The organism is Streptomyces sp. NPDC038213 (assembly GCF_055600495.1).
In genome coordinates this window covers 1-25221 of the sequence record NZ_JBVJYM010000015.1, presented here as the reverse complement: position 1 = coordinate 25221, position 25221 = coordinate 1, and the positions used below count along the sequence as shown (strand labels likewise).

The 25221-nt window shown below is 73.8% G+C and carries 25 protein-coding genes; 11 read left to right on the top strand and 14 right to left on the bottom strand.

Annotated features, from left to right (window positions below; translation table 11 throughout):
- The first annotated feature begins 15 nt into the window (after positions 1-15).
- Together ACZ7JZ_RS21075 and ACZ7JZ_RS21070 are read left to right on the top strand one after the other, a co-directional pair.
- The gene (locus tag ACZ7JZ_RS21075) at positions 16-933 is read left to right on the top strand and encodes a LysR family transcriptional regulator (RefSeq protein WP_470941350.1); all 918 of its coding nucleotides are present in this window, start codon (positions 16-18) and stop codon (positions 931-933) included.
- Positions 934-1156: 223 nt separating this feature from the next.
- A complete protein-coding gene (locus ACZ7JZ_RS21070) occupies positions 1157-2035 on the top strand; it encodes a pectate lyase (RefSeq protein ID WP_470941348.1) in 879 nt (292 codons plus the stop codon).
- A 90-nt stretch (positions 2036-2125) separates the two neighbouring features.
- Here the strand turns inward: ACZ7JZ_RS21070 and ACZ7JZ_RS21065 are convergent, their stop codons facing one another.
- From ACZ7JZ_RS21065 to ACZ7JZ_RS21050, 4 genes are all read right to left on the bottom strand, one after another.
- The gene (locus ACZ7JZ_RS21065; RefSeq protein ID WP_470941346.1) at positions 2126-2935 is read right to left on the bottom strand and encodes a hypothetical protein; all 810 of its coding nucleotides are present in this window, start codon (positions 2933-2935) and stop codon (positions 2126-2128) included.
- A complete protein-coding gene (locus ACZ7JZ_RS21060) occupies positions 2935-3459 on the bottom strand; it encodes a SigE family RNA polymerase sigma factor (RefSeq protein ID WP_470941344.1) in 525 nt (174 codons plus the stop codon). Before ACZ7JZ_RS21060 ends, ACZ7JZ_RS21065 begins: the two co-directional genes overlap by 1 nt.
- Before the next feature lie 141 nt (positions 3460-3600).
- Entirely contained in the window at positions 3601-4011 is a 411-nt protein-coding gene (locus tag ACZ7JZ_RS21055; protein ID WP_470941342.1) for a RidA family protein, read from the bottom strand.
- Positions 4012-4357: 346 nt separating this feature from the next.
- Entirely contained in the window at positions 4358-4699 is a 342-nt protein-coding gene (locus ACZ7JZ_RS21050; RefSeq protein WP_470941340.1) for a hypothetical protein, read from the bottom strand.
- A gap of 271 nt (positions 4700-4970) precedes the next feature.
- Here ACZ7JZ_RS21050 and ACZ7JZ_RS21045 point away from each other — a divergent pair, with 271 nt between their 5' ends.
- The 5 genes from ACZ7JZ_RS21045 (at position 4971) to ACZ7JZ_RS21025 (ending at position 12545) form a co-directional block, all read left to right on the top strand.
- The gene (locus ACZ7JZ_RS21045; RefSeq protein ID WP_470941338.1) at positions 4971-6548 is read left to right on the top strand and encodes an aldehyde dehydrogenase family protein; all 1578 of its coding nucleotides are present in this window, start codon (positions 4971-4973) and stop codon (positions 6546-6548) included.
- 62 nt (positions 6549-6610) lie between these two features.
- The gene (locus ACZ7JZ_RS21040; protein ID WP_470941569.1) at positions 6611-8122 is read left to right on the top strand and encodes a GMC family oxidoreductase; all 1512 of its coding nucleotides are present in this window, start codon (positions 6611-6613) and stop codon (positions 8120-8122) included.
- Positions 8119-9261: a quaternary amine ABC transporter ATP-binding protein gene (locus tag ACZ7JZ_RS21035; protein WP_470941336.1), complete on the top strand. Its 1143-nt coding sequence runs from the start codon at positions 8119-8121 to the stop codon at positions 9259-9261. Before ACZ7JZ_RS21040 ends, ACZ7JZ_RS21035 begins: the two co-directional genes overlap by 4 nt.
- Positions 9262-9436: 175 nt before the next feature.
- Positions 9437-11572, top strand: a complete 2136-nt coding sequence (locus ACZ7JZ_RS21030; RefSeq protein ID WP_470941334.1) for an ABC transporter permease subunit — start codon at positions 9437-9439, stop codon at positions 11570-11572.
- A 1-nt stretch (position 11573) separates the two neighbouring features.
- The gene (locus ACZ7JZ_RS21025) at positions 11574-12545 is read left to right on the top strand and encodes an ABC transporter substrate-binding protein (protein WP_470941332.1); all 972 of its coding nucleotides are present in this window, start codon (positions 11574-11576) and stop codon (positions 12543-12545) included.
- A gap of 50 nt (positions 12546-12595) precedes the next feature.
- Here the strand turns inward: ACZ7JZ_RS21025 and ACZ7JZ_RS21020 are convergent, their stop codons facing one another.
- Positions 12596-13159 (bottom strand): dihydrofolate reductase family protein, encoded by a 564-nt coding sequence (locus ACZ7JZ_RS21020; RefSeq protein ID WP_470941331.1) that lies wholly within the window; start codon positions 13157-13159, stop codon positions 12596-12598.
- Positions 13160-13324: 165 nt separating this feature from the next.
- On the bottom strand, positions 13325-13891 hold the full coding sequence (locus ACZ7JZ_RS21015; protein ID WP_470941329.1) for an SCO4651 family lipoprotein: 567 nt from the start codon (positions 13889-13891) through the stop codon (positions 13325-13327).
- Positions 13892-14556: 665 nt separating this feature from the next.
- Between ACZ7JZ_RS21015 and ACZ7JZ_RS21010 the strand changes: the two genes are divergently transcribed.
- Positions 14557-15258: a trypsin-like serine peptidase gene (locus ACZ7JZ_RS21010; protein ID WP_470941327.1), complete on the top strand. Its 702-nt coding sequence runs from the start codon at positions 14557-14559 to the stop codon at positions 15256-15258.
- 58 nt (positions 15259-15316) lie between these two features.
- Here the strand turns inward: ACZ7JZ_RS21010 and ACZ7JZ_RS21005 are convergent, their stop codons facing one another.
- Positions 15317-15553 carry a hypothetical protein gene (locus ACZ7JZ_RS21005; RefSeq protein WP_470941326.1) on the bottom strand — a complete coding sequence of 79 codons (237 nt, stop codon included), beginning with the start codon at positions 15551-15553 and terminating at the stop codon, positions 15317-15319.
- Positions 15554-15705: 152 nt separating this feature from the next.
- Positions 15706-16098 carry an NUDIX domain-containing protein gene (locus ACZ7JZ_RS21000; RefSeq protein WP_470941324.1) on the bottom strand — a complete coding sequence of 131 codons (393 nt, stop codon included), beginning with the start codon at positions 16096-16098 and terminating at the stop codon, positions 15706-15708.
- Between the two features lie 122 nt (positions 16099-16220).
- On the opposite strand from ACZ7JZ_RS21000, the gene ACZ7JZ_RS20995 reads away from it, so the two are divergent.
- Entirely contained in the window at positions 16221-17231 is a 1011-nt protein-coding gene (locus ACZ7JZ_RS20995) for a hypothetical protein (RefSeq protein WP_470941322.1), read from the top strand.
- Positions 17232-17357: 126 nt separating this feature from the next.
- On the opposite strand, the gene ACZ7JZ_RS20990 is transcribed toward ACZ7JZ_RS20995, so the two are convergent.
- Positions 17358-17891, bottom strand: coding sequence for a hypothetical protein (locus ACZ7JZ_RS20990; protein WP_470941320.1), 534 nt, complete (start codon positions 17889-17891; stop codon positions 17358-17360).
- A 258-nt stretch (positions 17892-18149) separates the two neighbouring features.
- On the opposite strand from ACZ7JZ_RS20990, the gene ACZ7JZ_RS20985 reads away from it, so the two are divergent.
- Positions 18150-18635, top strand: a complete 486-nt coding sequence (locus ACZ7JZ_RS20985) for a hypothetical protein (protein ID WP_470941318.1) — start codon at positions 18150-18152, stop codon at positions 18633-18635.
- A 67-nt stretch (positions 18636-18702) separates the two neighbouring features.
- Here ACZ7JZ_RS20985 and ACZ7JZ_RS20980 read toward each other — a convergent pair whose 3' ends face one another.
- The 5 genes from ACZ7JZ_RS20980 to ACZ7JZ_RS20960 all read right to left on the bottom strand — a co-directional run bounded on the left by ACZ7JZ_RS20980 (position 18703) and on the right by ACZ7JZ_RS20960 (position 24259).
- A complete protein-coding gene (locus ACZ7JZ_RS20980; RefSeq protein ID WP_470941316.1) occupies positions 18703-20538 on the bottom strand; it encodes an SGNH/GDSL hydrolase family protein in 1836 nt (611 codons plus the stop codon).
- Between the two features lie 554 nt (positions 20539-21092).
- Positions 21093-22019, bottom strand: coding sequence for an NmrA family NAD(P)-binding protein (locus tag ACZ7JZ_RS20975; protein ID WP_470941314.1), 927 nt, complete (start codon positions 22017-22019; stop codon positions 21093-21095).
- An 87-nt stretch (positions 22020-22106) separates the two neighbouring features.
- On the bottom strand, positions 22107-22571 hold the full coding sequence (locus tag ACZ7JZ_RS20970; RefSeq protein ID WP_470941312.1) for a hypothetical protein: 465 nt from the start codon (positions 22569-22571) through the stop codon (positions 22107-22109).
- Between the two features lie 123 nt (positions 22572-22694).
- Positions 22695-23216, bottom strand: a complete 522-nt coding sequence (locus tag ACZ7JZ_RS20965) for a MarR family winged helix-turn-helix transcriptional regulator (protein WP_470941310.1) — start codon at positions 23214-23216, stop codon at positions 22695-22697.
- A 95-nt stretch (positions 23217-23311) separates the two neighbouring features.
- Complete coding sequence (locus ACZ7JZ_RS20960; RefSeq protein ID WP_470941308.1) at positions 23312-24259, bottom strand: AraC family transcriptional regulator; 948 nt, start codon at positions 24257-24259, stop codon at positions 23312-23314.
- A 142-nt stretch (positions 24260-24401) separates the two neighbouring features.
- Between ACZ7JZ_RS20960 and ACZ7JZ_RS20955 the strand changes: the two genes are divergently transcribed.
- The gene (locus ACZ7JZ_RS20955; protein WP_470941306.1) at positions 24402-25118 is read left to right on the top strand and encodes an SDR family oxidoreductase; all 717 of its coding nucleotides are present in this window, start codon (positions 24402-24404) and stop codon (positions 25116-25118) included.
- The last annotated feature ends 103 nt before the right edge of the window (positions 25119-25221 follow it).

Below are 25221 nucleotides of genomic sequence, written 5' to 3'. Positions count from 1 at the left end.
GGGCATACTGGCGCCATGGAACTGACGGTGTGGCGCACCTTCGTGACCGTGTGCCGACTCGGGTCGCTGTCGGCGGCGGCCGCCGAGCTCAACCACACACAGTCGGCCGTCTCACGGCAGATCGCCGGACTGGAGCGGCAGCTCGGCGTACCGCTGCTGGAGCGGCATGCGCGCGGTGTGCGTCCCACGCCGGCCGGCGAGGTGTTCCGGCACCACGCCGCGGCCACGCTCAACGAGGCGGACCGCGCCGTGCGCGCCGTACGGGAGGTGCGCGACGGGACGTGCGTACGGCCGCTCGCCATCGGCGCGACGCCGTCCCTGGCCGCGGGGATCGTGCCCGAGGCCATCCGGGGACTGATCGAGCGTGCCGGATCCATGCGGTGGAGCCTGCTGCCGGACCTGAGCGCACACCTGCACCGCCGCGTGGCCGCCGGCGACCTCGACATCGCCGTCGTCACCGACGCACCGCCGGGGCTGCCCCACGACCCCCGGCTCGCACGCCGGTTCCTCGGGCTGGACGAGATGGTCGTCGCCCTGCCCGTCGGCCATCCGCTGACCGGGCGCGGCCCGGTGCCCATCCAGGCGCTGGCCGAGCAGACCTGGGTCGAGGACAACGACGGCTCGGCGGCGCTCCTGCGCCAGCACGCCGCCCGCGCCGGGGTCGGCGTCCGCATCGACCTCACCGCGGCCGACCTGGCCGGCAAGCTGGCCCTGGTCGCCACCGGTCACGCGATCGCGCTGATCCCCGGCGTGCTGACGGGCGCGCTCCGGACCGGCGTCACGACCGCGCCCCTCGTCGATCCCCCGACGCGCGGCATCTACGCGATCACACCGCGCCGTTCCCCCCACCCCTCCGCAGCGCCCCTGCTCGACCAGCTCGCCACAAGCCGGCTCGCCCACCGACGCGGACAGCAAGCCGTCGCAGCGCCGTAGGTGTTCGGCTGCGCGTACGGCGGCCTGGAGCCCGTACGCGCACGGAGCTCGGTGAACCCGGTTGGAATTCCTTCCCGTTCGGCGGCAACCTTTCGGGCTGCGGCGGCCACCAGGAGGTGAGCGCCCGGTCGGCGGCCCGTTGCGGCCGGCCGATCCGGGCTGCTCGGGCCGGCCCCGGCAGGGGGGTCGGCTTCTCCGACCTCTCCGTAAGGAAGCATTCAACGTGAGCAGCAGAAGAGCCGTACGCCCCCGCCGGATCCGGATCGCCGTGCTGGGCGGTGTGGTCACGCTGGCTGTGGCGGGGGGCGTCTGGACCGGTGCCGGGGCGAGCGAGCCGGTGTCCGTCCCCGCCTCGCCCGCGGCCGGCTCCCCCGCCGCCGGGGCGGCGGTGCAGGCGGCCGGCCGGAAGGCGGCGCGGTGGCCGAAGCCGGCGCAGGACGTGCCGGTGACGGCCACCCGCAAGGTCGGGAGGTTCTTCGACGGCGGCGGGCGGCGGTACGTCGGCCGGGGCCCGCTGGGCAGCGGCGGGCAGTCCGTGGGCCAGCCGCCCATGTTCGAACTCGCCGACGGTGCCGTGCTGCAGAACGTGGTGCTCGGCAGTCCGGCGGCCGACGGCGTGCACTGCAAGGGCAGTTGCACCCTGAAGAACGTGTGGTGGGAGAACGTCGGCGAGGACGCGGCCACCTTCAAGGGCACCGGGCCGGCCCAGGTGATGACCGTCGACGGCGGCGGGGCGCGCGGGGCGTCGGACAAGGTGTTCCAGCACAACGGGCCCGGGACGATGGTGATCCGCAACTTCCACGTCGAGGACTTCGGCAAGCTCTACCGGTCCTGCGGCAACTGCAGGAAGCAGTACGCGCGGCACGTGGTCATCGACAACGTGGTGGCCGCCGCGCCGGGCAAGACGGTCGCGGGGGTCAACTCGAACCTCGGTGACACCGCGCGGATCTCGCGGCTGACGATCGTCGGGGACGGCGCGCGCCGGATCACGGTGTGCCAGCGGTTCAGGGGCGTGACGAGCGGCGAGCCGAAGGCGGTGGGGACGGGGCCCGACGGGACGCACTGCCGGTACGGGGCCGGGGACGTGAGGTACCAGCCGTAGCGGCAGCGGACGGCCGGCCGCGGAGAGCGGGCAGCTGGTCGCCGGGGCGCTGACAACCGGTGCGGCTGCCGGGCGGGCCGGGGCCCCGGCTCAGGCGGCGGGTGCGAAGCCTCCCCGTACGGTGGCGGGCTTCGCACCCGGCGCGGTGGTGCGGGCGTCCGCGCGGTAGGTGTCGCCGGAGGCGTCGCGGGCGCCTTCGGCGTGGTTGTACTGGGCGGCGAAGACGTGGCTGCCCGGGGGGACCGTCCGGCCGGGTTTGAGGGTCCAGCGGTAGACGAGGGCGGGGCCGTCCCGGCGTACCGAGAGGGTGAAGTCCGCTCCGGGGCGGGTCTGCCAGCTGCCCGTGCTCGCCACCCCGCCGGTCTGGCGGACGCGCAGCTCCAGGGTGAGCGCACGGAGGGGTTCGCGGGTCTCCAGGGTGAGGTTGCTCTGCGCCCAGTAGCGGTTGCCGTGGGGATCGAGGGCGCCGGCGGCGGTCAGCGGGCCGTCCTGGGCGCGGGGGCGGGCGGGGGCGGGGCTGGCGGCGGGAGGGGGCGGGGGCGTGGCGGGTCCGGCGGCGGGCCGCTCCTGCGGTGGGCCGTCGCGGAAGACGGTGCCGACGGCCAGGGCGCTGAGGAGGAGGGTCGCGGCGGTGGCGAGGGTGGCGAGCGCGATGCGCGGCGCGAGCCGGGTGCGGCGGCGGCTGCCGCCGGGGGTGCTGCCGGGTGCGTGGACGGGCGCGAATGCGGGCGGGCGTGCGGGCGCGGTCGCCGTCATGCCGCGTTCGATGCGGGCGAGCATGCGGGTGCGGTCGGGCCGGTGGGCGGCGGCGGCGTCCCGGAGCAGCCGCGGTACGTCGGGCCGGGGGCGGTCGCCGTGCCCGTCGGGTCCGCTGCCGCCGTCGTGCCGGGTGCGGTCCATCAGCTCCTCCTCCCCGCCAGTGCGTCGGCGGCGCGTCCGCCCAGGATGCGTTCCAGTTCGGCCAGGCCCTTGGAGGTCTGGCTCTTCACGGTACCGACCGAGATGCCGAGGGCCCGGGCGGTGTCCCGTTCCGAGAGGTCGAGGGCGTGGCGGAGCACGACGCACGCGCGCTTGCGGAACGGCAGGCGGGCGAGCGCGGCGCGCACGTCGACGGCCCCCGCCACGTCCGGGGCCTCGATCCGGTCGGGGCGGCGGGTCCAGAACAGGGTGGTGCGGCGGCGCTCGCGGACGGCGCTGCGGATCCGGTTGCGGGCGAGGTTGGCGACGACACCGCGGGCGTACGCGGCCGGCCGGTCCGCCGTGCGCACCCGGTCCCAGCGGTGCCAGAGGGCGAGCAGGGCGTCGGCGGCGAGGTCGTCGGCCGCGTCCGCCTCACCGGTCAGCAGGTGCGCCAGCCGGGCCAGTTCAGCGTAGTGGCGCTCGAAGAACGCATGGAACTCCGCGGAGGCGTCGTCGAGGGGCATGCGGTGCGCCCCCTCCCGGACCGGGACCGTCCCTGACAGAAGGCGGCAGCGTACCAACCGGTCGGAAGCACTGCGGCAGGGGGGCGGGCGGTGGATCTCCGGCACGGGGCGGACCGACTCGGCTCGACGTACCGTACGGGGTCAGTCAGGCAGGGCCACGGTGAGATCCACCTCGACGAGCTGTCCGGGGAAGCCCAGCTGGGACACGCCCAGGAGCGTGCTGGCAGTGGTGAACGCTGGCCCCAGGGCGGATTCCGTGAGCCGGCGCCATGCGGATGCGAGGGTATCGCGCGCATCGCTCCGTACGTAGATCACCGACCGCACCACGTGGTGGGGCCGGGCACCCGCCGCGGCCAGGGCGGTGAGCGCGTTCGCGATCACCTGGTCGACCTGGGCCTCGAGGGAACCGGCGCCGACGAGGTCGCCGTCGCGGTCGAGCGGGCACTGTCCCGCCAGGTAGGCCGTACGTCCGGCCTCCACCACCGTGACGTGGTGGTAGCCGGGCGTCTGGTGCAGCTGCGCGGGGTTGATGCGGGTGATCTTCTCAGTCATGCTGGCGAGTCTGCCCGGTGCGGCGCGGCCGCGCACCGGGGTTTCCCGTCAGCCCCCGCAGGCGCGGTGGCCGCGGTCGAGGGCGGCGACCGCGCGGGTCCAGCGCCGGGTCTCGTCCGCAGCGACGCGAGCGGGCTGTGTGTCGACGGCTCCAGGGGCCGCGGGGAGCAGCTGGTCCAGAACCCCAGCGGCGACGGTCTGGGACGGACCTGGAAGATCCGCTCCCTTCCCGGCCCGACCGGCATGCAGCACGCCGCCTACCCCGGCCGGTGCGCGGACATCTCCCACTGGGGCCGCAGCTCGGTGGTCATGCGGCTCGCACGACACCCCTCCCGTCCCGCCGCCTTCAGCGCGCGCCGTGGCCTTCGGGGTCCGGCGGGGCGGGATCGTTTCCGGCGACGGGCGTGACCCGGGCGGTCCACGACCAGGGTTCCCGCGGCGGGTTCCAGATCACTTCGACGCCGGTGTCGTGGAAGTCGCGGGCCAGTTCCGTCACCATGCGGGCAGCGGCATCCCGGGCGTCCTGTGAGCCGGCGTTGGCCGGCAGCCCCAGGCGGCGCCTGCAGAGCATGCCGCCTTCCGGGGTGAGGACGCTGTGGCACCAGCCCTCCGGAGTCGCGAACAGCACGATCCCCTTCGGGACGCCCCAGTCGGGCCGCTTCCTCGGCTGCTCCTTGCGTCTCGCCATGCCGCTATTCAACACGGTCGCGGTCTCGCGCCCTCCGCCCCCCGCATGACTCTGCGTGGATGCCTTGTGGCGCGGGTGACGCCAGGGATGGGCGTCACATGATGCCCGCTTTCATCACCATATGCCCGGTGAAGTGGATCACTCTCCGCCATGCCTTCCACATGCATGCCGGGGCCCGGGGCAGGGGCGCGGTCTCCGGGTGACCGGTAGGGGGTCCTGAGTCTCCGGGTGACCGGTGGGGGCTCCGAAGCAGCGAAAGGCAGTACCCGAAGTGACCGCAGCACAACAGACCATCCACGTGGGCGGCGAGTGGCGAGCAGCGCTCTCCGGCGACACGCGCCCGATCATCGATCCCGTCGACGAGACCGTCTTCGCGGTCGTCGCGGAGGGCGGGGTCCGGGACACCGACGAGGCCGTGGCCGCGGCACGGGCCGCGTTCGACGCGGGTGCGTGGCCGCGTACGCCGGTCGCCGAGCGTGCGGCGCTGCTGCGCCGGGTCGCCGACCTGCTGGAACGCGACCGGGAGCGGATCGGTGCGCTGGAGAGCCGGGACGCGGGCAAGACGCTGGAGGAGGGCCGCACGGACGTCGACTGCGTACGCGACGCCTTCCGGTACTTCGCCGACCTGGTGGAGGAGGAGAGCGGGGAGCGCGTCGTCGACGCCGGTTCGGCGGATGTGCGCAGCGTGGTCGTCCAGGAGCCGGTGGGGGTCTGTGCGCTGATCACGCCGTGGAACTACCCGCTGCTCCAGGCGAGCTGGAAGATCGCGCCGGCCCTCGCCGCCGGCAACACCTTCGTCGTCAAGCCCAGCGAGACCACTCCGCTGACGACCGTCGTGCTCGTGGAGCTGCTGCTGGAGGCGGGACTGCCGCTCGGCGCCGCCAATATCGTCACCGGTCCCGGGGACACCGTGGGCGCCCGGCTCGCCGAGCACCCCGGCGTCGACCTGGTCTCGTTCACCGGCGGGCTGGCCAGCGGTACGAGCGTCGCGCGTGCGGCGGCCGACAGCGTGAAGAAGGTCGCGCTGGAACTGGGCGGGAAGAACCCGAACATCGTCTTCGCGGACGCCTGCGCGACGCCCGAGGGCTTCGACACCGCCGTGGACCAGGCGCTGAACGCCGCGTTCATCCACAGCGGCCAGGTGTGCTCCGCCGGGTCCCGGCTCATCGTCGAGGAGTCGCTGCGGAGCCGGTTCGTCGCCGAGCTGGCCCGGCGGGCCGAGCTGATCCGGCTCGGGCGCGGCACCGACCCGGGCGTCGAGTGCGGGCCGCTGGTCTCCGCCGCGCAGCGGGTGCGGACGGAGGAGTACGTGGCCTCCGCGCTCGCGGAGGGCGCGGTGCTGCGCGCCGGCGGGCGACGGCCCGAGGGATCCGGCTTCTTCTACCGGCCCACCGTCCTGGACGGCTGCCACCGCGGGATGCGCGTGGTGCGCGAGGAGGTCTTCGGGCCGGTCCTGACCGTCGAGACCTTCCGTACCGAGGAGGAGGCCGTCGCCCTCGGCAACGACACCGAGTACGGCCTGGCCGGTGCGGTGTGGACCGCGGACGGCGAGCGTGCCCGGCGGGTGGCCGGGCTGCTGCGCCACGGCACGGTGTGGATCAACGACTACCACCCGTACCTGCCGCAGGCCGAGTGGGGCGGTTTCGGCAGGTCCGGCATCGGCCGTGAACTGGGGCCGACCGGCCTGGCCGAGTACCGCGAGGCCAAGCACGTCTACCGCAACCTGTCGCCGCGTCCGGTCCGCTGGTTCTCCGGCGCAGGGGACGTGGGCTCGGGCGTGGAGGACACGGGCGGCGCGGGCAGCGCGGGCGCAGGTGTACGGGACGAGGACAAGAAGGACCAGGCGTGAACCACCCCCACGACCAGCAGGACCAGCAGAACCAGCAGGACCGGCAGGACCGGCAGGACCAGGTGTACGACTACGTCGTCGTCGGCGGCGGGACAGCCGGCTCGGTCATCGCCTCCCGGCTGACCGAGGACCCCGCGGTGAGCGTCGCCGTCATCGAGGGCGGTCCCAGCGACGTGGGCCGCGAGGACGTGCTCACCCTGCGCCGCTGGATGGGGCTGCTCGGCGGCGAGCTGGACTACGACTACCCGACCACCGAGCAGCACCGCGGCAACTCCCACATCCGGCACAGCCGGGCGCGGGTGCTGGGCGGCTGCTCCTCGCACAACACGCTGATCTCCTTCAAGCCGCTGCCGTCCGACTGGGACGAGTGGGCGGACGCGGGGGCGGAGGGCTGGGACGCGGCCTCCATGGACCCGTACTTCGACCGGCTCCGCAACAACATCGTCCCGGTGCACGAGGACGACCGGAACGCGATCGCCCGGGACTTCGTCGACGCGGCGCAGGGCGCCCTCGGGGTCCCGCGGGTCGAGGGGTTCAACAAGCAGGCCTTCCACGAGGGGGTGGGGTTCTTCGACCTGGCGTACCACCCGGAGGACAACAAGCGCTCGTCGGCCTCGGTCGCCTACCTGCACCCCTTCCTGGACCGGCCGAACCTGCACATCGCCCTGGAGACCTGGGCGTTCAGGCTGGAGCTGGACGGGACGCGGGCCACGGGCGTGCACGTCCGCACCGTGGACGGCCGGGAGCACCTGGTGCGGGCCCGCCGCGAGGTGGTGGTGTGCGCGGGCGCGGTGGACTCGCCGAGGCTGCTGCTGCACTCGGGCATCGGGCCGCGGGCGGACCTGGAGAAGCTCGGCATCCCGGTCGTGCACGACCTGCCGGGCGTCGGCGAGAACCTGCTCGACCATCCGGAGTCGGTCATCGTGTGGGAGACGAACGGCCCGATTCCGGAGAACTCGGCGATGGACTCGGACGCCGGGCTGTTCGTACGCCGGGACCCGGCGGCCGAGGGGCCGGACCTGATGTTCCACTTCTACCAGGTGCCGTTCACCGACAACCCGGAACGGCTGGGCTACGAACGCCCCGCACACGGGGTGTCGATGACCCCGAACATCCCCAAGCCGCGCAGCCGCGGCCGGCTCTACCTGACGAGCGCCGATCCGCAGGTCAAACCGGCCCTGGACTTCCGGTACTTCACCGACGAGTTCGACTACGACGGGCGGACCCTGGTCGACGGGATCAGGATCGCCCGGCGGATCGCCGCGACCGAGCCGCTGGCCGGCTGGCTCAAGCGCGAGGTGTGCCCGGGTCCCGAGGTCACCTCCGACGAGGAGCTGAGCGCGTACGCACGGCAGGTCGCCCACACCGTGTACCACCCGGCCGGCACCTGCCGGATGGGAGCTGCCGACGACGATCTCGCCGTCGTGGCACCCGACTTGAGGATCCGCGGCCTGTCCGGCATCCGGATCGCCGACGCGTCCGTCTTCCCGACCATGACCGCGGTCAACCCGATGATCGGGGTGCTGATGGTCGGGGAGAAGTGCGCCGAACTGCTGGGAGGTACCAGCCGATGAGCAAGCCCGTGAACCAGACCGGCAACCAGGCCGTGAACCAGACCGCGGGCAGGTCCGCGGAGCGGCCGGGGAACCGGCGGCGGGGCGGGCCCGCCGCGTCCGTCTTCGCCGTGCGGAACCTCTGGAAGGTCTTCGGGCCGAAGGCCGGGCGGGTTCCCGCCGACCCCGAGCTGGCGGGTCTGGACGCCGCCGAGCTGCGCGAGCGGACCGGCTGCACGGCCGCGGTGCGGGACGTGTCCTTCGACGTCCGCAAGGGCGAGGTGTTCGTGGTGATGGGCCTGTCGGGTTCCGGCAAGTCGACGCTGGTCCGCTGCCTGACCCGGCTCATCGAGCCGACCTCGGGGAGCCTGTCCATCGACGGCGAGGACGTGCTCGCCATGGACCCCGCGCGGCTGCGCGCACTGCGCAGGCACCGGGCCTCGATGGTCTTCCAGCACTTCGGGCTGCTCCCGCACCGCACGGTCCTGGACAACGTCGCGTACGGCCTGGAGATCCAGGGCGTGGGCCGCGGTGAACGGCGCGAGCGGGCAGCGGAGTTCGTGGCGAAGGTCGGACTGGAGGGCATGGAGCGGCGGCGCCCGGGGCAGCTGTCCGGCGGCCAGCAGCAGCGGGTGGGGCTGGCCCGCGCGCTCGCGGTCGATCCCGAAGTGCTGTTGTTCGACGAGCCGTTCAGCGCCCTGGACCCGCTCATCCGGCGGGACATGCAGGAGGAGGTCGTCCGGCTGCACCGCGAGGAGGGCCGCACCATGGTCTTCATCACCCACGACCTCGGCGAGGCGCTGCGGCTCGGCGACCGGATCGCCCTGATGCGCGGCGGCCGGATCGTCCAGCTCGGCACCCCCGAGGAGATCGTCGGCTCCCCCGCCGACGACTACGTACGGGACTTCGTCCGCGACGTGCCGCGGGAGCAGGTGCTGACGGTCCGCTCGGCGATGCGCCCCGCGCTGGCCGGGGAGGCGGGGGCCGGACCGGCGCTGGCGCCGACCGCCACCGTGTCCGAGGCCATCGGGGCGGTCGCCCGGACCGGGCAGAGCGCGCGGGTCGTCGAGAACGGGCGGTGCCTGGGGGTGGTCGACCAGTCGGTGCTGCTGGGCGTGGTCGCCGGGGTACCCGCCGCGACCGGGAAGGCGGTGGCCTGATGCACCCGCACACCAGCCGACCGCAACAGCGGACCGTGCGGCCGTACTGGCGCACCACCCGGCCGCAGCAGCACATCACCGGGCTGCGCCCGCGCACCACCTGGCCGCAGCAGCACACCACTTGGCCGCCGCCGTGCGGTACAGCGCGCATCTGCACCGCCGGGCGGTGCGGCCGATGAGGGCCCCCGCCACCACCACCGGCACGGCCGGCACTGCGGGCAAGGCAGTCGCTGCGGGCACGGCCCCTGCCGACCGCCGCAACACCCCGCCCGGCGCCGCCCCCGCCCCCTCGGCAGGCACCTCCGCACCCGGCCGCGCTCCGGCCGCGGGCCGGGGCCCGGACGGCGGCCGCCCCCGCGGCCCCCGCTCCCTGCTGCGGCAGCGGCGCGTCCTGCTGATCGGCGCGGGCGCAGCGCTCCTGCTGGTGCTGGGCGCCGTACTGCCCGGACCCGGCGGCAGCTGGCCCGCCGGGCTCTCGGTCGACGTCTCGGGGCCGCTGGGCCGCGCCGGCGACTGGATCATCGACAACCGCGACGGGCACCCGCTCTTCCTGTACTTCCTCGGGCACGTGAGCAACGCCGTCGTCGTCTCCGTCCGCGCCGTGTACCTGCTGCTGCTCGCCCTCGGCTTCGCCGGGGTGGGCGCCGCCGCCGCGCTGGTGGCCTGGCGGCTGGCGGGCGTGCGCCTCGCACTGGTCTCCCTGGCCGCGTTCGCCGCCTGCGGACTGCTCGGCATGTGGGTCCCCACCCTGCAGACCCTCGCCCTGATGGTGGTCGCCGTCGCCGCGTCCGTGGCCGTCGGCGGGCTCCTCGGGCTGGCCGCCGGCCTGTCGGACCGGATGGACCGCCTCCTGCGTCCGGTGCTCGACACCATGCAGGTGCTGCCCGCCTTCGCCTACCTGCTGCCGGTCGTCCTGGTCTTCGGGATCGGCGTGCCCGCCGCGGTCCTGGCGACCGTCGTGTACGCCGCCCCGCCGATGGCCCGCCTCACCGCCCTCGGGCTGCGCGGCGCGGACGCCGGGGTCATGGAGGCCTCCGCCTCCCTCGGCGCGACCGGCCGGCAGCGGCTGCTGACGGCCCGGCTCCCGCTGGCCCGCAAGGAGCTCCTGCTCGGCCTCAACCAGTCGATCATGATGGCGCTGGGCATGGCCGTGATCGCCTCCGTCATCGGCGCGGGCGGTCTCGGCGACCGGGTCTACCAGGCGCTGGCCTCCGTCGACGTCGGTGCCGCGCTGGCCGCGGGCGTGCCGATCGTGCTGCTCGCGGTGGTCCTGGACCGGGTCACCGCCGCCGCGGGGGCCCGCGTCGGCGCGGCCCCGGTCCGGCGGGCGGGTACCGGCCGCGCTGCAGTCCTCGTACCGGCCGCCCTGGCCCTCACGGTCGCCGCGATCTCCGCGGCCGGCCACCTCACCGGCCGGCTCGACTGGCCGCAGGCCTGGACCGTGGACACCGCGGGCCCCGTCAACCGGGCCGTGGACTGGATGACCGCCCACCTCTACTCCGGGGTGCCGGTGATCGGCGGCACCGCCGACTGGGCCGCCCACTTCACCACCGGGGTCCTCAACCCGCTCCGCTCCGGCCTGCAGTGGCTGCCCTGGTGGTCGGTCCTGCTGGCCGTCGGTACGCTCGCCCTGCTCATCGGCACGTGGAGGACGGCCGCCACCGCGGTCCTGGCGATGGCCGCGATCGGCGTCCTCGGCGTGTGGGGGCCCGCCCTCGACACGCTCTCCCAGGTCCTGGCCGCCCTCGCCGTGACCCTGCTCCTCGGCTTCGCCCTCGGCGCCGCCGCCGCGCGCAGCAACCGCCTGGAGCGCGCGCTGCGGCCCGTACTCGACGTGTTCCAGACGCTGCCGCAGTTCGTGTACCTGATCCCGGTGGTCGCCCTGTTCGGCGTGGGCCGCGCCCCGGCCGTCGCCGCGGCCGTGGTGTACGCGCTGCCCGCCGTGGTGCGGATCACCGCGCAGGGACTGCGGTCCGTCGACGCGGGCGCGGTGGAGTCCGCGCGGTCGCTGGGGGCCACCGGGCGCCAGCAGCTGCTCCAGGTCCAGCTGCCGCTGGCCCGCCCGGCGCTGCTGCTGGCGGTGAACCAGGGCGTCGTCCTGGTCCTGGCCGTGGTCGTCATCGGCGGCCTGGTCGGCGGCGGGGCGCTGGGCTACGACGCGGTGTTCGGCCTCGCGCAGGGGGACCTGGCGACCGGTCTCGTCGCCGGGGCCGCGATCGTCTGCCTGGGCCTGGTCCTCGACCGGGTCACCCAGCCGACACGGCGCCGTACCCGTACCCACAGCCCTGCCCCTACCGGAAAGGGGGCCTGAGATGGCCCGCACCCGTATCGCCGCCCTGACGGCGGCCGTGGCCCTGACCGCCGGGGCAGGCCTCACCGGCTGCGGCGCCGCCGACATGACCAGCCAGGCATCCCCGTACGCGGCGGCCGCAGGCTCGCGGACGGTGACGCTGTCCGTGCAGTCCTGGGTGGGCGCGCAGGCCAACGTGGCCGTCGCGCAGTACCTGTTGGAGCACGAGCTCGGCTACCGCGTGGACACCGTACAGATCGACGAGGTCCCCGCCTGGGACGCGCTGAGCCAGGGCCGGGTGGACGCCATCCTGGAGGACTGGGGCCACCCGGACCAGGAGGAGCGGTACATCGAAGGCAGGGGCACCATCGCCCGCGGCGGCGGGCTCGGGGTCACCGGGCACATCGGCTGGTTCGTACCGGCGTACTTCGCCGAGAAGCACCCGGACGTCACCGACTGGAAGAACCTGGACAGGTACGCCGCACAGCTGCGCACCCCGGAGAGCGGCGGCAGGGGCCAGCTGCTGGACGGCTCCCCGTCGTACGTCACCCACGACAAGGCCCTCGTGAAGAACCTGGACCTGGACTTCCAGGTCGTCTTCGCGGGCTCCGAGGCGGCCCAGATCACGCAGATCAAGCAGTTCGCCAAGGAGGGGAAGCCCTTCCTGACCTACTGGTACAAGCCGCAGTGGCTGTTCGAGAAGGTGCCGATGACGGAGGTCAAGCTCCCCGCGTACAAGGAGGGCTGCGACGCGGATCCGGAGAAGGTGGCGTGCGCGTACCCGCACACGCCGCTGCAGAAGTTCCTCAACGCGCGGTTCGCGCGGGACGGCGGCGACGCCGCGCAGTTCCTGAAGAAGTTCCGCTGGACCACGGACATGCAGAACGACGTCGCGCTGATGATCGCCGAGGAGAAGCTGGCCCCGCAGGAGGCCGCCGCCCGCTGGGTGAAGGAGAACCCCGACACCTGGCGGACCTGGCTGCCGACGGCCTGACGCGGATGGGGCGGCGGGCTCCCGGGCCGCGGGAGCCCGCCACCCGCGGCTCAGCGGACCACGCGGTAGCGGAGGTAGGCGACCTTCGAGGCGAACGTGCGGGTCTCCACGAGTTCGAGGTCCACGCGCCGCTCGTGCCGGGGGAAGAACGGGACGCCGCCGCCCACCAGCACCGGGTAGACCATGGCCCGGTACTCGTCGATCAGACCCAGTTCGGCCACGGCGTCGGCCAGTGCCGCGCCCCCGATCGCGATATCGCCCTCGCCGGGCAGGGCCCGCAGCCGCTCGATCTCCTCCCCCAGGCCGCCGGCGAGCAGGCGGGCGTTGCCCTGGACCTCCGTCAGCGTGGTGGAGAACACCACCTTGGGCAGCGCCTTCCACAGCGCGGTCCACACCCGGTCGGCCTCGTCGAGCCCGGGGTCCTGGTCGGCCGTCTCCCAGTACAGCATCGTCTCGTACAGGCGCCGGCCCAGGAGGTGCACGCCGAGCTTGCGGGTCTCGTCCGTCCAGAACTGGAAGACCTCGGGGATCGGGTCCGACCAGTCGAAACCGCCGTCCGGACCCACGATGTAGCCGTCCAGCGAGACGTTCATGGCGTAGGTGACTCTGCGCATCTGAAGCCCTCCTCGGTGACGGCTCCGACCCTACGGCCACCCCCCGCCGCCCGCCCGGCACCGGCTCGCGGAACGGCCCGGCGGAGCCGGGGCGCACCGGTTCCGGCGGCAGGTTCAGCCCGGCGTCCCCACAGGACACCAGGGGTCAGGCGGTGGCGGCGGACCTCAGCCGCGCTGCCGCGCCCTGGCGGTGTTGTCCCGGGCGGCCTCGGTCGCGTCGAGGACCTCGGACGCGGGCGGAGCTGAGATCTGCTTCGCCGCGCCGTAGCTGAGGAACTCGATGGTGACGGTGCTGCCGCCGACGGCCTGGGCCAGCTTTGCGGGGCGGCCCGCGTCATCGATCCAGACGTCCACCCGGACCGCTGTGACCGGGTCGACGCCCATGCCGGAGAGACTGCGGGCCAGTTCGGCGCTGATCGGCTTGGTACCGCTGTAGTGGACGGCCGATCGCCCGGCGGCGGTCTCCCGGCCGACCTCCCGGACGCCCTCGAGGGTGGCGAGCTCGCGCACGCCCTCCATGAAGTCGCCCCCGCCGCCCATGCCGCTGCCGCCGGCGAGGGCGTTGCCCTCCACCTTCAGCCACGACTTGCCCGCGTGCTTCGGATTCTCGAAGGGCTTGTCCACCTGGTAGTAGTGCACGTTGTCCACCCAGCGGTGCAGCACCTTGCCGTCCGCGTCGAGGTGGGGCGCGGCAGCGCCGAACATCTGCCGCGCGTCGAGGGTGTCCTCCATCGCGGGGAACCTGCCGGCTCCTCCAGCCGGTCGGGGGGGGCGCGCCGCTGCCGTGCGCCATGCGGTTGCCGAGCGGGAACATCCCTGCATCCTCCGTGGCACCGGCGGCACCGGGAACCCGCACAGGGCCGTCTCGTGGCACGAGTGGCTCCCGTACCGGCGAGGACCGGCCTGAATAGCACCTTCACAGAGCCCTCCGGCAGTGCTTGGCTCCACAGCAACCAGCACGGCAAGCCTGCGATCCGACGACCAAGGAGTCGCACGTGCACATGCGCACATCTGCCCGCTCCCGCCGCGCCCGAGGTCCCCTGGCAGCCCTCCTGGGCCTGGCCGCAGTGGCTGCGCCCGCCCCCGTGTCCGCCGAACCCGTCCGTGCACAGACCGGAGGGATCACCGTCCAGGAGGCGCAGCACACTCCGCAGGAGGTCGCCGCCTACTGGACACCGGCCAGACTCCGGTGGGCCCTTGCACACCCTGTCGCCGGCTCGGGGGGTGAGAGCCCGGGAACCGGCGCCGTTCCTGGCGGTTCCGGTCTCCGATCCGCCGGTTCCGGTGTCCTGACCGCCGGTTCCGGGGTCCTGTCCGCCGAGCCGACCGAGCCGGGCGTGCGGGCCGCCGTACGGACGGGCTCCGCCCTCGCGCCCTCGCACTCCAGGTCCACGCGGGTGCCCTACAGCGCCTCGTGGCCGAACAGGCTCGTCGGCAAGCTCCTGCACTCCGGCGGAAACTGCTCGGCGGCCGTCGTCGTCTCGAAGCGGAAGAACACGATCTGGACGGCCGGGCACTGCCTGTACAACCGCAGGACGAAGAAGTTCTACACGAACTTCGTCTTCTACCCGGCCTACAAGGGGAGCCAGACCCCGTGGGGCTCCTGGGTCCACGCGAAGGCGTACGTACCGACCGACTACATCCGCACCGGCGACGTCCGCTTCTCCGACATGGGGGCGCTCGTCCTCAAGAAGCACGCCACGTACGGGAACATCGAGACCGCGATCGGGGCCTTCGGCTACAAGTTCGGGAGCGGGCCCAAGCAGGGCGACCTCCGGTCGTACGGCTACCCGGCCCGCGGATACGGCCGGCCGGACCGGGACTTCGCCCAGGGCGAGCACATGATGTTCTGCCGCGGCAACACCGCGGACGCGGCCCCCGGCAACCCCAGGGACCAGCGCCTGCGGATGGCCTGCGACATGGGCGGCGGAGCGTCCGGCGGGCCCATGGTCGCCGGTGTCTCCTCCGGGAGGATGTACATCGTGGGGGTCAACGGGCACCGCAACTACAAGCCCGTCGGCGGCTACCGCGACATCGGCCTGTTCTCCTCCGAGCACTCCACCCTGGCGAAGTCGCTGATGCGCAACGTCAACCGGTAGGGCGGCGGGGCCGGCCCGGGCGGCCCCGTGCCCCGGCCCGGCTGCTCCGGCTACTCGGCTACTCCGGCACGACGAAGCCGGGCATCTCCACGGGCCTGCTGTCCCGCACCCGCTCGGGCGTCCAGTACTCCCGGACCTCGGCCTCGGTCTCCGTGGACTCCTGCACCGTGATGCCGGTGCCCTGCACGAGTGCCTGACCGGCGCCGGCCATCCCGGTCACGGCGGCCGCGGCCGCGAGGACCGCTCCCACCCGCCACCAGCGGGCAGACGCCCTGCCGCGCTTCCGCTCGCCCACGGCGCACGCTCCTCGACTCCGGGACCAGGCGGTCCCCCTGCCGCGAGGATAGGGCGCCCCCGTACCCGCGGGAGCCGGTTTCAGCCGAATCACGCCGCAGGGGCGCGGCGCCCCGGACCCGGAGGCGGCCGGTTCGCACGGGCGGCAGGCCGCTACGGCGCGGGGACGGTCAGGTCTCCCCCTAGGATCGCGTCGAGCAGCGCGTCCTTGATCTGGGGCGGCACGAGGTTCAGTGCCCCGACGGCTTCAACGGTGAGCGGGACCTCATCGAGCCGGTACTCGCCGCGGTCGTCGCGGTCGTCGCGTGCGAACTCGGGCCCGGTGCGGTCGTCGACGTCCCAGGCGACGATCCGGGCGGTGTAGAAGTGCTCCGTCTCGCCCCTGTCGTTCGCCGACCGGCTGAACGGGCGCAGGTCGACCGCCTCGCCGGCGACCTCCTCGCGGATCTCCCTCAGCAGCGCATCTTCCAGTCCGGTGTCCCCGCGCTCCACCCCACCCCCGACAGCGGAGAAGGCCCGTACCCCCCTCTGGCCTGAGCCGGGCATTACCTCGGGAGTAATCGACCCCTGCCCCGGCGGACGGGCATGTTGGTCCCCGCACGGGCGGTATCGGGCCGCATCGGGCGGGAACGAGACGGGGGTTGGGAATGGTTACGGGTCGTCGTGGTGTGGTGGGAGTCGTGGTGGCGGCGGTCGTCGCGGGGGTGGCGACCTCGGCGGTGGCGCTGCCGGGCGGTGGGGAGGCAGCCGGCCGGGGCGACTGCCCGGAGGTGCGCGCCAAGGTGGAGCGGCTGGAGGGCCGGATCACCCCGAACGCCTGCGCGTTCATGCGGCGCCAGATCGCCTTCGGTGAACTGCCGACCGGCGCCCCGCCCGCTGTCGGAGACCTGGGCCACCCCCGGGTGAAGGCCTATCTCGACATCTTCGACGAGGAGGCCACCCTCTGGGAGGCGGGCGGCGCCCCCCAGCGCGGCCACAGCGTGATCGGCACCTCCATCACCGGATCGCTGAGGCTGGTACCCGACCTGCGCTACCGGGGCACGGACGTGGTGGCCGAAGGCGGTGTCATGATGTTCGGCCAGTGGAACGAGGTCACGCTGAAGGGCCGCAAGGTGGCCTACCCGCAGATCGCGCGCAACGTCCTGGGGGACGACGGCAGGAGTCTCCAGGCCCGCCGCTACTACGACCGCTACGCCCTGTTCCGGGACACCGTCGCGGAGGCGCCCCAGAGCCTCTTCGACGGGATAGCGGACTCCGGCCCGGCTCCTTCCCGGGGCCGGGCACCTCAGCGCCTGACGGCTGCGGAGATCCCGGACCGCCTGGCGGCATGGAACGGGGAGGACGTCGACGCCCTGCTCGCCCGGATGGGCCGCGCACGCCTGTCGGGGCCGGGGCTTGACGCTCCGCTGGCGACGGAGGCCGGCAAGCGCGCCTACCTCCACCGGTTCTTCGGTACGGCGGACGTACGCTTCAAGGCCGGGCAGACCGCCTTCGGCAGGACCACGACCTACGTGGAGTGGCACGGCACGGTCTCCGGACCGAAGGGCAGGGACATCCCGTTCGGGATCGTGGAGCGCTTCGGCCCGGGCGGTGAGTGGGAGCTGTACTTCGACACGCTCCCGCTGGTCGCCGACCGGGCGGAGATCGGCGCGCTCTTCGAGAAACTGGGCCAGCCTTAACCTGCTCCGTGCCTTCCGGCCTCGAAGAGCGCTGCTGCTCTCCGTCCCGAGGCCCCCAGGACCTCGCGCACCTCCGGCGACCATTCGTTCATCGCAGACCCCGGCTCCCGTGCACGTGCGCCCCCGTCAGAAGTCGTCGGTGCCCAGTCCGTACGAGCAGTGCACCGTCTGCTTGAAGAGCCGCCCGCCCTGCCGGTACACCAGACGGCAGCCCTCGACGACCCGGGGCGGCTTCTTCACCAGGGTGAGGCGGACCATGTAGAAGCGCTTGCCGTCCTTCTTCGCCTTGATCTTGATCGGGGCCTTGGAGTAGTCCGTGAAGCGGCCCTTGCGGACGTCTGCGTCCCGGAAGGCGAGGGGCAGGCCGTCCGTTTCCCGGAGGTCGAAGGCGGCGATCCTGGTGATGCGGACGCCGTCCGGGAGTCCCGGTACCTCGGGGCGCAGCAGTTCGAGGTCCTGGCGGCTGCGGTTGCGGACGGGGCTGAGGGCGAACCAGTAGCTCTCGCCCTTCTTGGCCGCCGCGAAGGCGATCTGTCCGGTGCCGAAGAGCGGCTCCAGTGCGGTACCCCGGGCCGGGGCCCCGGGCATGAGCCAGCCCTGGGCCGCCAGCGCGCCCAGCGCCAGTCCCGTTCCCAGGACCCTCAGTCGTGACCTGCCCATGTGCTCCCCCGTGCTGCGTGTCTTTGCAGAGCAGATGGTACGGACAGGCGGGGCGCGGGGACGGACCGGGCCCCTCGGGCGTACGGGCGGAGCACGGGGCCGGGGCCGCGCCGGGCGGGCGGTGCCGGGCGCCCGGGCAGGCCTCACGCGCGCGGAAAGGGGACGGTCCGGGCTGTTTCGGGGCTGGCCGCCGAAGCGGCCACGGCACTCGCCGCCGCGGACCGCTGGCCGGCCGCCGACACGGCGTACGCGCGCGCCGTGACCGCCCACGGCGAGGCCCCCCACGCCGCGCCGGTCCTGCGGATGATGTGCGAGTTCGCCCGGCTGACCATGGAGGCGCGCGGCAAGGACGGCATCGACACCGCCCTCGAACACCTCGCCCGGGCCGACGCACTGCTCGACGGCCTGCCCGCCGACGACTCGTTCGCCGGATGGTGGGAGCGGGGCCGGGTGGCGTACCGGCGCGCCCGCGCCCTCGCGGACGCCGAGCGCTTCCCCGAGGCCCTCACCGCCGCCGAGGCCGCCGTCGGCCACTACGCGCAGGGCGGCGGCGACGGCGAGGGGCCGCGCGCCGAGTCGCAGCGCATCGCCGCCCTCATCGAGGGCAACGGCCTCGGCCGCCACGACCTGGCCATGACCCGGCTGACCGCCGCCGCGGACCACTGCCGCACGGCCGGCCTCACCGACGAGGCCGACCTGCTCCAGGCCCTCTACGAGGACTACCGCGACAACGCCCCGTCCTGACCCGCACGGGGTGGTGCCCGGCTCCCGGAAACCGGGACACCGGGCACCACCCCCGCCATCCCCTCCCCTACTTGGGCAGGGCGCGGTAGGCCGCGCTCACGAGCGCGGTGTACGCGGCCTGCCCGCGCGGCGCGGGGTGGAAGCTCTCCTGCCCGCCGACCAGGCCGTGGATCCACGGGGCGCGGGTGCAGACCTCGTGGCCCGCGAAGGCGGCGGTGGGGTTCACGAAGGAGAAGCCGGCGGCCTTGGCCGCCTGCGCCAGGGCCGTGTTCAGCCGCCCGCCCATCTTGTTGAGCCAGATCTGCTCGGACCGGTCGACGGCGAGGGGCCCGGCGACCTTGCACGGCCCTGCCGGGGCGGCGGGGAACAGGCGCGGGTACCCGACCACGATGGCCCTGCCGTGCGGGGCCCGGCGCTTGACCTCGGCGAACATGAGCGGCAGGTCCACCTTGAGCACGGCGAGGTTCGTGTCGAACGTGGACTGCTGGGTCCGGTCGCACGGCCGGTAGAGCGGATGGAGGCAGTTCGTCAGCAGGGCCTCGAACCCGATGTCGTTTCCGCCGAACGACAGGGTGGTCAGCCCCGTCCACTGGTCCACGGCCTTGCCCTGGGCCGCCTCCCTGCCCCGGTTGGCGAGGGAGTTGGCCCTCCAGAACTCCTTGACCCGGGAGCCGCTGCACGCCACGAACGTGAAGCGCGGCAGCTGCGCGGCGGCCGTCTTCGCCAGCGCCGGCCCGTAGGCGCGGGCACTGCGGTGGCAGGTGTTCCCCCGGACGTCGGTACCCCTCAGGTACGCGCCCGCACCCTCGCCCGAGGAGTACGAGTCGCCCATCGCCACGTACTCGTCCGGCTTGGCGGTGACGACCACGTCGTCGGAGCGGGTGAGCTCTCCGTCCGTGGCGGTCAGCCGCAGGACGTACCGGCCCGGCCGGGACACGGCGGCCGTGGTGGCCGGGGCGGAGGGCACCCCGAACTTCACCGTCCCCGGACCGGACACCACCTTCCACGCGCTCTCCAGCCGGTTGCCGGAGGGCAGGCCGTCGTCCTCGGCGCTCCCGGTGAGCACGAACTCCCGCGGCCCGGCCACCGTCCGGTCCGGGCCCGCCTGCACCCGCGGCGGCCGGTTCTCCGGCAGCGGGCAGCCGTCGTTGGACGGCGGTCCCGGGACGTACCGGCAGGGGTCACGGTAGTCCGGCGTCCCGTCGCCGTCCCCGTCCAGGGGCTCCGGGCAGCCGAAGAAGTCGACGGAGCCGGGCACGTCGGGGCACTCGTCGGCCGCTCCGCGGACCCTGTCGCCGTCGTAGTCGTCGGGGTACGGCGTCTGGATCCAGTGCGAGACCCCGTGCTCGTCGGAGAACTCCCAGGAGCCGGTCACCCCGTCGTCCAGCGTCGTCGTCAGCAGGACGCAGACGTTGCACCAGGGCCAGGCGTCCACGGACACGTCCGCCGGGGTGATGCCGAAGGTCGCCGAACCGCCCAGCCCCGTGCTGAACGTCCGCCCGCTCGCCTTGATCCGGTACGTCACCTTCAGCACCGCGCCCGCGCACTCGGGCCGCGTGCTCTTCTCCATCGGCGACATCTGGTACGCCCGGCCCTTCGCGGGGAACCGCGCGATCGTGTATCCCCCGCCGCGGCCCTGACCGCTTCCGTCGTCCACCACCTCGGAGGAGAAGACCCCGCCGCCGAAGCACCACCCGTCGGGGGCCGGCGTTCCGGCGGCCGCGGGCGCCGTCCCGGCGGCGACCAGCAGGCCGGCCAGCAGTGCCAGCACGGCCAGGGCCCGTACCGCACCCCGCACCGCACCCGCGGCCGCCCGGGCCGTCCGGCGCGGCCGCGCCGGGTCCGCAGCTCCCTCCGCGTGCTCGTCACCCGTGCCCGTCCGCCGCCGCCCAGACACCCGCATCCGTGCCACCCGCCCTCGTCCCGCCATGACCCGCCCCCGGCCGCCCGGCACCGCGCACACCCGTCCGGCCCGCAGCACGACCCTAGCCGTGCGGGCCTCCCGCCCGGGCCGGGAATCCGGAACCACAGCCCCCGGCCTCCGCCCGGTGCAGGACCCGCACCCCCGTCATCGGTACGGGGCCGGGGCAGTACCGGGATGCAGGACGCGGGGAACTCACAGGCCGCGCGACGCGGCGGGCGGCACGGTCCGCTACTGGTTCGGCGACGGCGGCCCGTGGTACGGCCCCAACGGGATGTCCTGACGGGGCCGGACGGCCCACGGGCTGCTTCGGGGAGGGGCGGACGGTCCGTCAACAGCCTTATTCAGTCAGGGAATTGAGGCGCCTGCCGCCGCCATCCCCCGGACTGTCCGCCCGCCGCGTTTACGGTCGCCCACCCGGGGCACGAGCGCGCAGGGCCGGAAGGTGAACGGCTCTGCTGCGGGCCGTGCGCGTCCTCCCCCCCCTCGCGCACGGCCCGCCCGGCGTGCGCGGTGCGGGGCTCTGAGGACCCGGGTCAAGGAGTTCCCGACTTCGGTATGCGGGTCCCGGCCGGGCCCGGCTCGCCGTCGCCGCCGCCGCGGAAGAGGTCGAGGTTCTCGTGGAGGAAGTCTTCGAGGCTGCGGGGCGGCCGGCCGAGCAGGCGGCGGGTGGTGTCGTCCGGCTGCTCGGGGTGGGTGGTGGCCATGTGCTGGATCTCCACGAGGTGGGCGGCGAGCCAGTCGGGCATGCGGGCGGTGGTGGTGAGGTGGCGGTGCAGGTCGGCGCCGGGCAGGTCGACGTACCGGATTTCGCGTCCCAGGAGGCTGCCGAGCAGGCCGACGAGCTCGGGGTGGCTGTACGTCCTGTCGCCGGTCAGCGTGTAGGTGTGCCCGGCGAGTTCGGGCCGGGTCAGAGCGGCCGCCGCCACGTCGGCGATATCGCGGCAGTCGATGTAGTTGCAGGCCGCCTCCGCCATCGAGCCGTGGACGACTCCGCCCGCGGCGACCCCGGGCGCGAGGAGGAGCAGCTTTTGCATGAACGCGTAGGGGCGCAGCACGGTGGAGGCGGTCCCTGAGGCCCGGAGGGCCTCCTCGATGCGGTGGTGTCCCCGGGCGATGGCCACGGGGGATTCCGGTCCCGCGCCGGGGGCGGAGAGCTTGACGATGTGCCGGATGCCGCTCTCGGCGGCCGCCGCGATCGCGTTGGTCTCCAGGGCGACCTGGGCAGGGCTGTTGGCCATGGTGAGGAAGAGCTGGGTCGCGCCGGTGAACGCGGCCCGCAGGGATGCCGGGTCGGCCGCGTCGGCGGCCAGGAGCTCGGTCCGCGCGAGGGTGGTGTCGTCGAGCCGGGCCCGCAGTTGCCCAGGGTTGCGGCTCAACGCCCGCGTGGTCTGGCCGAGTTGCGCGAGGCGTTCCAGGAGGGCGCTGCCGGTGGCTCCGGTGGCTCCCATGACGGCGATCATGCGGTGTCCTTCCGTAGGGCCCGCGCGCGTGCCGCGCAGGGGCGGCGGTCGTGGCGGGTTGAGGGTGGCAGGTGTGGTGGTGGGGGTTCAGCGCGCGGCGCGGGCGGTTCCGTGCCAGCGCCAGGTGGTGAGGGTGGCGGCGAGCGCCGCGGACAGCGGCAGGTCCAGGCGGAGGCGGCCGGGCCATGGCGTGCCGGAGGGGAACGGCACCGGCCATGCCGCGAAGCCCCGTACGGCCAGGTGTGCGGCCCCTGCCGCGACGGCCGCCGCCACCAGCCCGGCTCCTGCTGCCCGTACGGCCTTCGGCAGGCGGGCGGGGCGGCGGGGGCGGGCGCGGGTCCGCTGGAGCCGGGCCCCGGTGAGGGCGGCGGCGAACGCCGAGGTGCCCGCGATGGAGGTGAAGGCGGCGACGGTCAGGCCGGGCTGCCCCGAGACCAGGCCTCCGGTGCCGGCGGTCACGGCGGGTGCGGCGTAGGCCACCAGTACCTCGCGTCCGAGGGCGAAGCGGCGCGGGGGGCGTTCCCCGTCGGTCGACATGCTCCGTCTTGCCATGGCGGTTCCCCTTGCTTCTTTCGGTCGGGAATATAGTTAGGTGCCTAACTATTTGGGCGTGCAGAACTACCTGCCCTCGGACTACCGAGGGCCGATCACCTGCAAGTTCGCCCTAAGCGACGGCTACTGGTCGGTCAAGGCGCCGATGCCCCGGGTGACGCGCGAGAGCAGGTCGAGGAAGACCGTGCGCTCCTCCACGCTGAGGTCGGCGACCATCGCCTGGAGGCGGCGGAAGTGGTCGGGCGCGAGGTCGCGCAGCTTCTGGGCACCGCGAGCGGTCAGGACGACCACGGCTGCGCGCCCGTCCTGTGCGGACGGACGGCGCAGGACCAGCCCGTCCCTCTCCAGGGAGTCGATGAGTCCGGTAACCGTCGCACGGGAGACGCCGAGACTGGCCGCCAGCAGCGACGGCGACTTCTCACCCTCACTGTCCTCCAGGTCCGCGAGCAGGCGGTAGCGGCCGGTGGACAGCCCGAACCGGGAGAAGTGGGCCTCGCTCGCCTGGCCGAGCCGGGCGCCGGCGGCCATCAACCGCACCGCGACCAGCACGGCCTGCGGGTCGGAGTCGAGACCGTAGCGCCGGATCTGGCGCCTGGCCTGGTCCAGCGACGGGGTCTCCTCGGCTGAGGCTTCGCGTGCGTCCATGGGGATAATATGGAGGCTAACTAAATGCGCGTCAAGGGGAGAGCCCTCTTCTGGGCCACTGCACGTGGGACGCCGTCCGGCGGGACGGGGCTTGGTCAGCGGTACCCGCCCGGCTCTTCGCCTGCCGTCGCGACCTGCTTGCGGTAGACCCCCGGCGGCGACCCGAAGTGCCGTTTGAAGGCTTTGGCGAAGGCGAACTCCGATGTGTACCCGGCGTGTCGGGCGATGGCGCTCAGCGGGGTCCGCGACTGGTGCAGCAGCCGCGCCGCGGTGGCCATCCGCCAGTTGGTCAGGTAGGTCATCGGCGGCTCGCCGACCACCGAGGCGAAGCGGCGGGCGAACGCCGCGCGGGACAGCCCGGCGCGGGCTCCCAGGGACTCCACGGTCCAGGGACGGCCGGGATCGTCGTGGATCGCCTTCAGGGCCGGGGCGACTGCCGGGTCGGTCAGCGCGGCCGCCCAGCCCCGGGTCCGCCCCTTCGGCAGTTCGGCGTACCACGACCGGAGGATGTACAGCAGCAGCAGGTCGATGAGCGCCGTGACGACCGCATCCGAGCCCGGCTGGGGCGCGTGGAACTCGGCGCACAGCTGGTCGACCGCCGAGCGCAGCACCGGGTGGCGGCCGGGAACCGCGGGGAGGTGGACGACCTCCGGCAGATCGCCGAACAGCGGATGCGGGCGGTCGGCGTCGATCGCGTACGCGCCGCACACCAGCACCGTGCGCGGCCCCGGTCCGGCCACGGTGACCTGGCCGATCGGCGAGGAGCGGTCCACGCGGTCCGGTACGAAGTCCACCGGATCGCGGTCCGGCACGTCGCACAGGGTGTGTCCGCTGCCGCGCCGCAGGAACACGATGTCGCCGGGTCCGAGCGCGAGCGGTCGCCCGTGCGGTGGCAGGAGGTGGCAGCGCCCTTCCACCACCACGTGGAATCCGGCTCCCGAGACGGGCTGGAACTTCAGGGCCCACGGGGCGTGCGCGTCGGTGCGGGTCACCATCGGGCGTCCCGTGCGCAGGACTTCGAGGGTGTCGCTCAAGATGTCCACGGAGCCACTCTAGTGCCCGTACGGCGAGACGATAGGACAGGGAATCGAGATCTTGGGGCATTCAGCGTCTCGATGAGCAGGCTTACGTTCTTTCCATCGCGGCTGCCGCCCCCGGCACCGCACCGACGAAGGAGCGGATCCCATGTCTCTGGCCGGCAAGAAGATCGTGATCATCGGTGGCACCTCCGGCATCGGCTTCGCCGTGGCCCAGCAGGCCGCGGCGGCCGGCGCGGACGTCGTGGTCGCCTCCAGCAACCAGGGCCGCGTGGACGCCGCGGTGGAGCGGCTGGGTGAGCCGGCCGAAGGCCGCCGCCTGGACGTCGCCGACGGCGACGCCATCGCCGCGTTCTTCGAGCAGGTCGGGGAGTTCGACCACCTCGTCTACACCGCGGGCGAATCCCTGCTGGTCAAGCCGATGGCCGACACCGCCCCGCAGGAGGCCAGGGCCGTCTTCGAGCGCCGGTTCTGGGGCGCGTTCCTCTCCGCCAAGCACGCGGCACCGCGGCTGCGCGACGGCGGCTCCATCACCTTCAGCTCCGGAGTCCTCGCGATCCGCCCCCTGTCCGGAACCGCGCTCACGGCAGGCATCACCGGCGGCATCGAGGCCCTGTCCCGGGCCCTCGCCGTCGAACTCGCCCCCCTGCGCGTCAACGTGGTCCAGCCCGGTGTGATCCGTACCGAGCTGTGGGACGGCAGCGTCCCGGACCCGGAGGCCTTCCTCCAGGGCGCGGGGTCCGGGCTGCTCACGCGTCGTGTCGGCACTGCCCAGGAAGCAGCGGCGGCCTACCTCTTCGTCCTGGCCAACGCCTACGTCACCGGCACCACGGTCGCGATAGACGGCGGCGCGGCACTGGTGTGACGCCGCAAGGCTAGGCCCAATGCTGGTGACTTAGATGTTCTGTGCTCGTTGGTTGTGGTGTGGCGAGGGTGGGGCAGGTCAAGTCGCCTGCGGGTGAGCGGTT

Bases quoted from the DNA above. Each gene is read 5' to 3' on its own strand.
- ACZ7JZ_RS21075 (WP_470941350.1), top strand. From the start codon at position 16: ATGGAACTGACGGTGTGGCGCACCTTCGTGACCGTGTGCCGACTCGGG.
- ACZ7JZ_RS21065 (WP_470941346.1), bottom strand. From the start codon at position 2,935: ATGGACCGCACCCGGCACGACGGCGGCAGCGGACCCGACGGGCACGGC.
- ACZ7JZ_RS21060 (WP_470941344.1), bottom strand. From the start codon at position 3,459: ATGCCCCTCGACGACGCCTCCGCGGAGTTCCATGCGTTCTTCGAGCGC.
- ACZ7JZ_RS21055 (WP_470941342.1), bottom strand. From the start codon at position 4,011: ATGACTGAGAAGATCACCCGCATCAACCCCGCGCAGCTGCACCAGACG.
- ACZ7JZ_RS21050 (WP_470941340.1), bottom strand. From the start codon at position 4,699: ATGGCGAGACGCAAGGAGCAGCCGAGGAAGCGGCCCGACTGGGGCGTC.
- ACZ7JZ_RS21035 (WP_470941336.1), top strand. From the start codon at position 8,119: ATGAGCAAGCCCGTGAACCAGACCGGCAACCAGGCCGTGAACCAGACC.
- ACZ7JZ_RS21030 (WP_470941334.1), top strand. From the start codon at position 9,437: ATGAGGGCCCCCGCCACCACCACCGGCACGGCCGGCACTGCGGGCAAG.
- ACZ7JZ_RS21025 (WP_470941332.1), top strand. From the start codon at position 11,574: ATGGCCCGCACCCGTATCGCCGCCCTGACGGCGGCCGTGGCCCTGACC.
- ACZ7JZ_RS21020 (WP_470941331.1), bottom strand. From the start codon at position 13,159: ATGCGCAGAGTCACCTACGCCATGAACGTCTCGCTGGACGGCTACATC.
- ACZ7JZ_RS21015 (WP_470941329.1), bottom strand. From the start codon at position 13,891: ATGGAGGACACCCTCGACGCGCGGCAGATGTTCGGCGCTGCCGCGCCC.
- ACZ7JZ_RS21000 (WP_470941324.1), bottom strand. From the start codon at position 16,098: ATGCCCGGCTCAGGCCAGAGGGGGGTACGGGCCTTCTCCGCTGTCGGG.
- ACZ7JZ_RS20990 (WP_470941320.1), bottom strand. From the start codon at position 17,891: ATGGGCAGGTCACGACTGAGGGTCCTGGGAACGGGACTGGCGCTGGGC.
- ACZ7JZ_RS20980 (WP_470941316.1), bottom strand. From the start codon at position 20,538: ATGCGGGTGTCTGGGCGGCGGCGGACGGGCACGGGTGACGAGCACGCG.
- ACZ7JZ_RS20975 (WP_470941314.1), bottom strand. From the start codon at position 22,019: ATGATCGCCGTCATGGGAGCCACCGGAGCCACCGGCAGCGCCCTCCTG.
- ACZ7JZ_RS20970 (WP_470941312.1), bottom strand. From the start codon at position 22,571: ATGGCAAGACGGAGCATGTCGACCGACGGGGAACGCCCCCCGCGCCGC.
- ACZ7JZ_RS20965 (WP_470941310.1), bottom strand. From the start codon at position 23,216: ATGGACGCACGCGAAGCCTCAGCCGAGGAGACCCCGTCGCTGGACCAG.
- ACZ7JZ_RS20955 (WP_470941306.1), top strand. From the start codon at position 24,402: ATGTCTCTGGCCGGCAAGAAGATCGTGATCATCGGTGGCACCTCCGGC.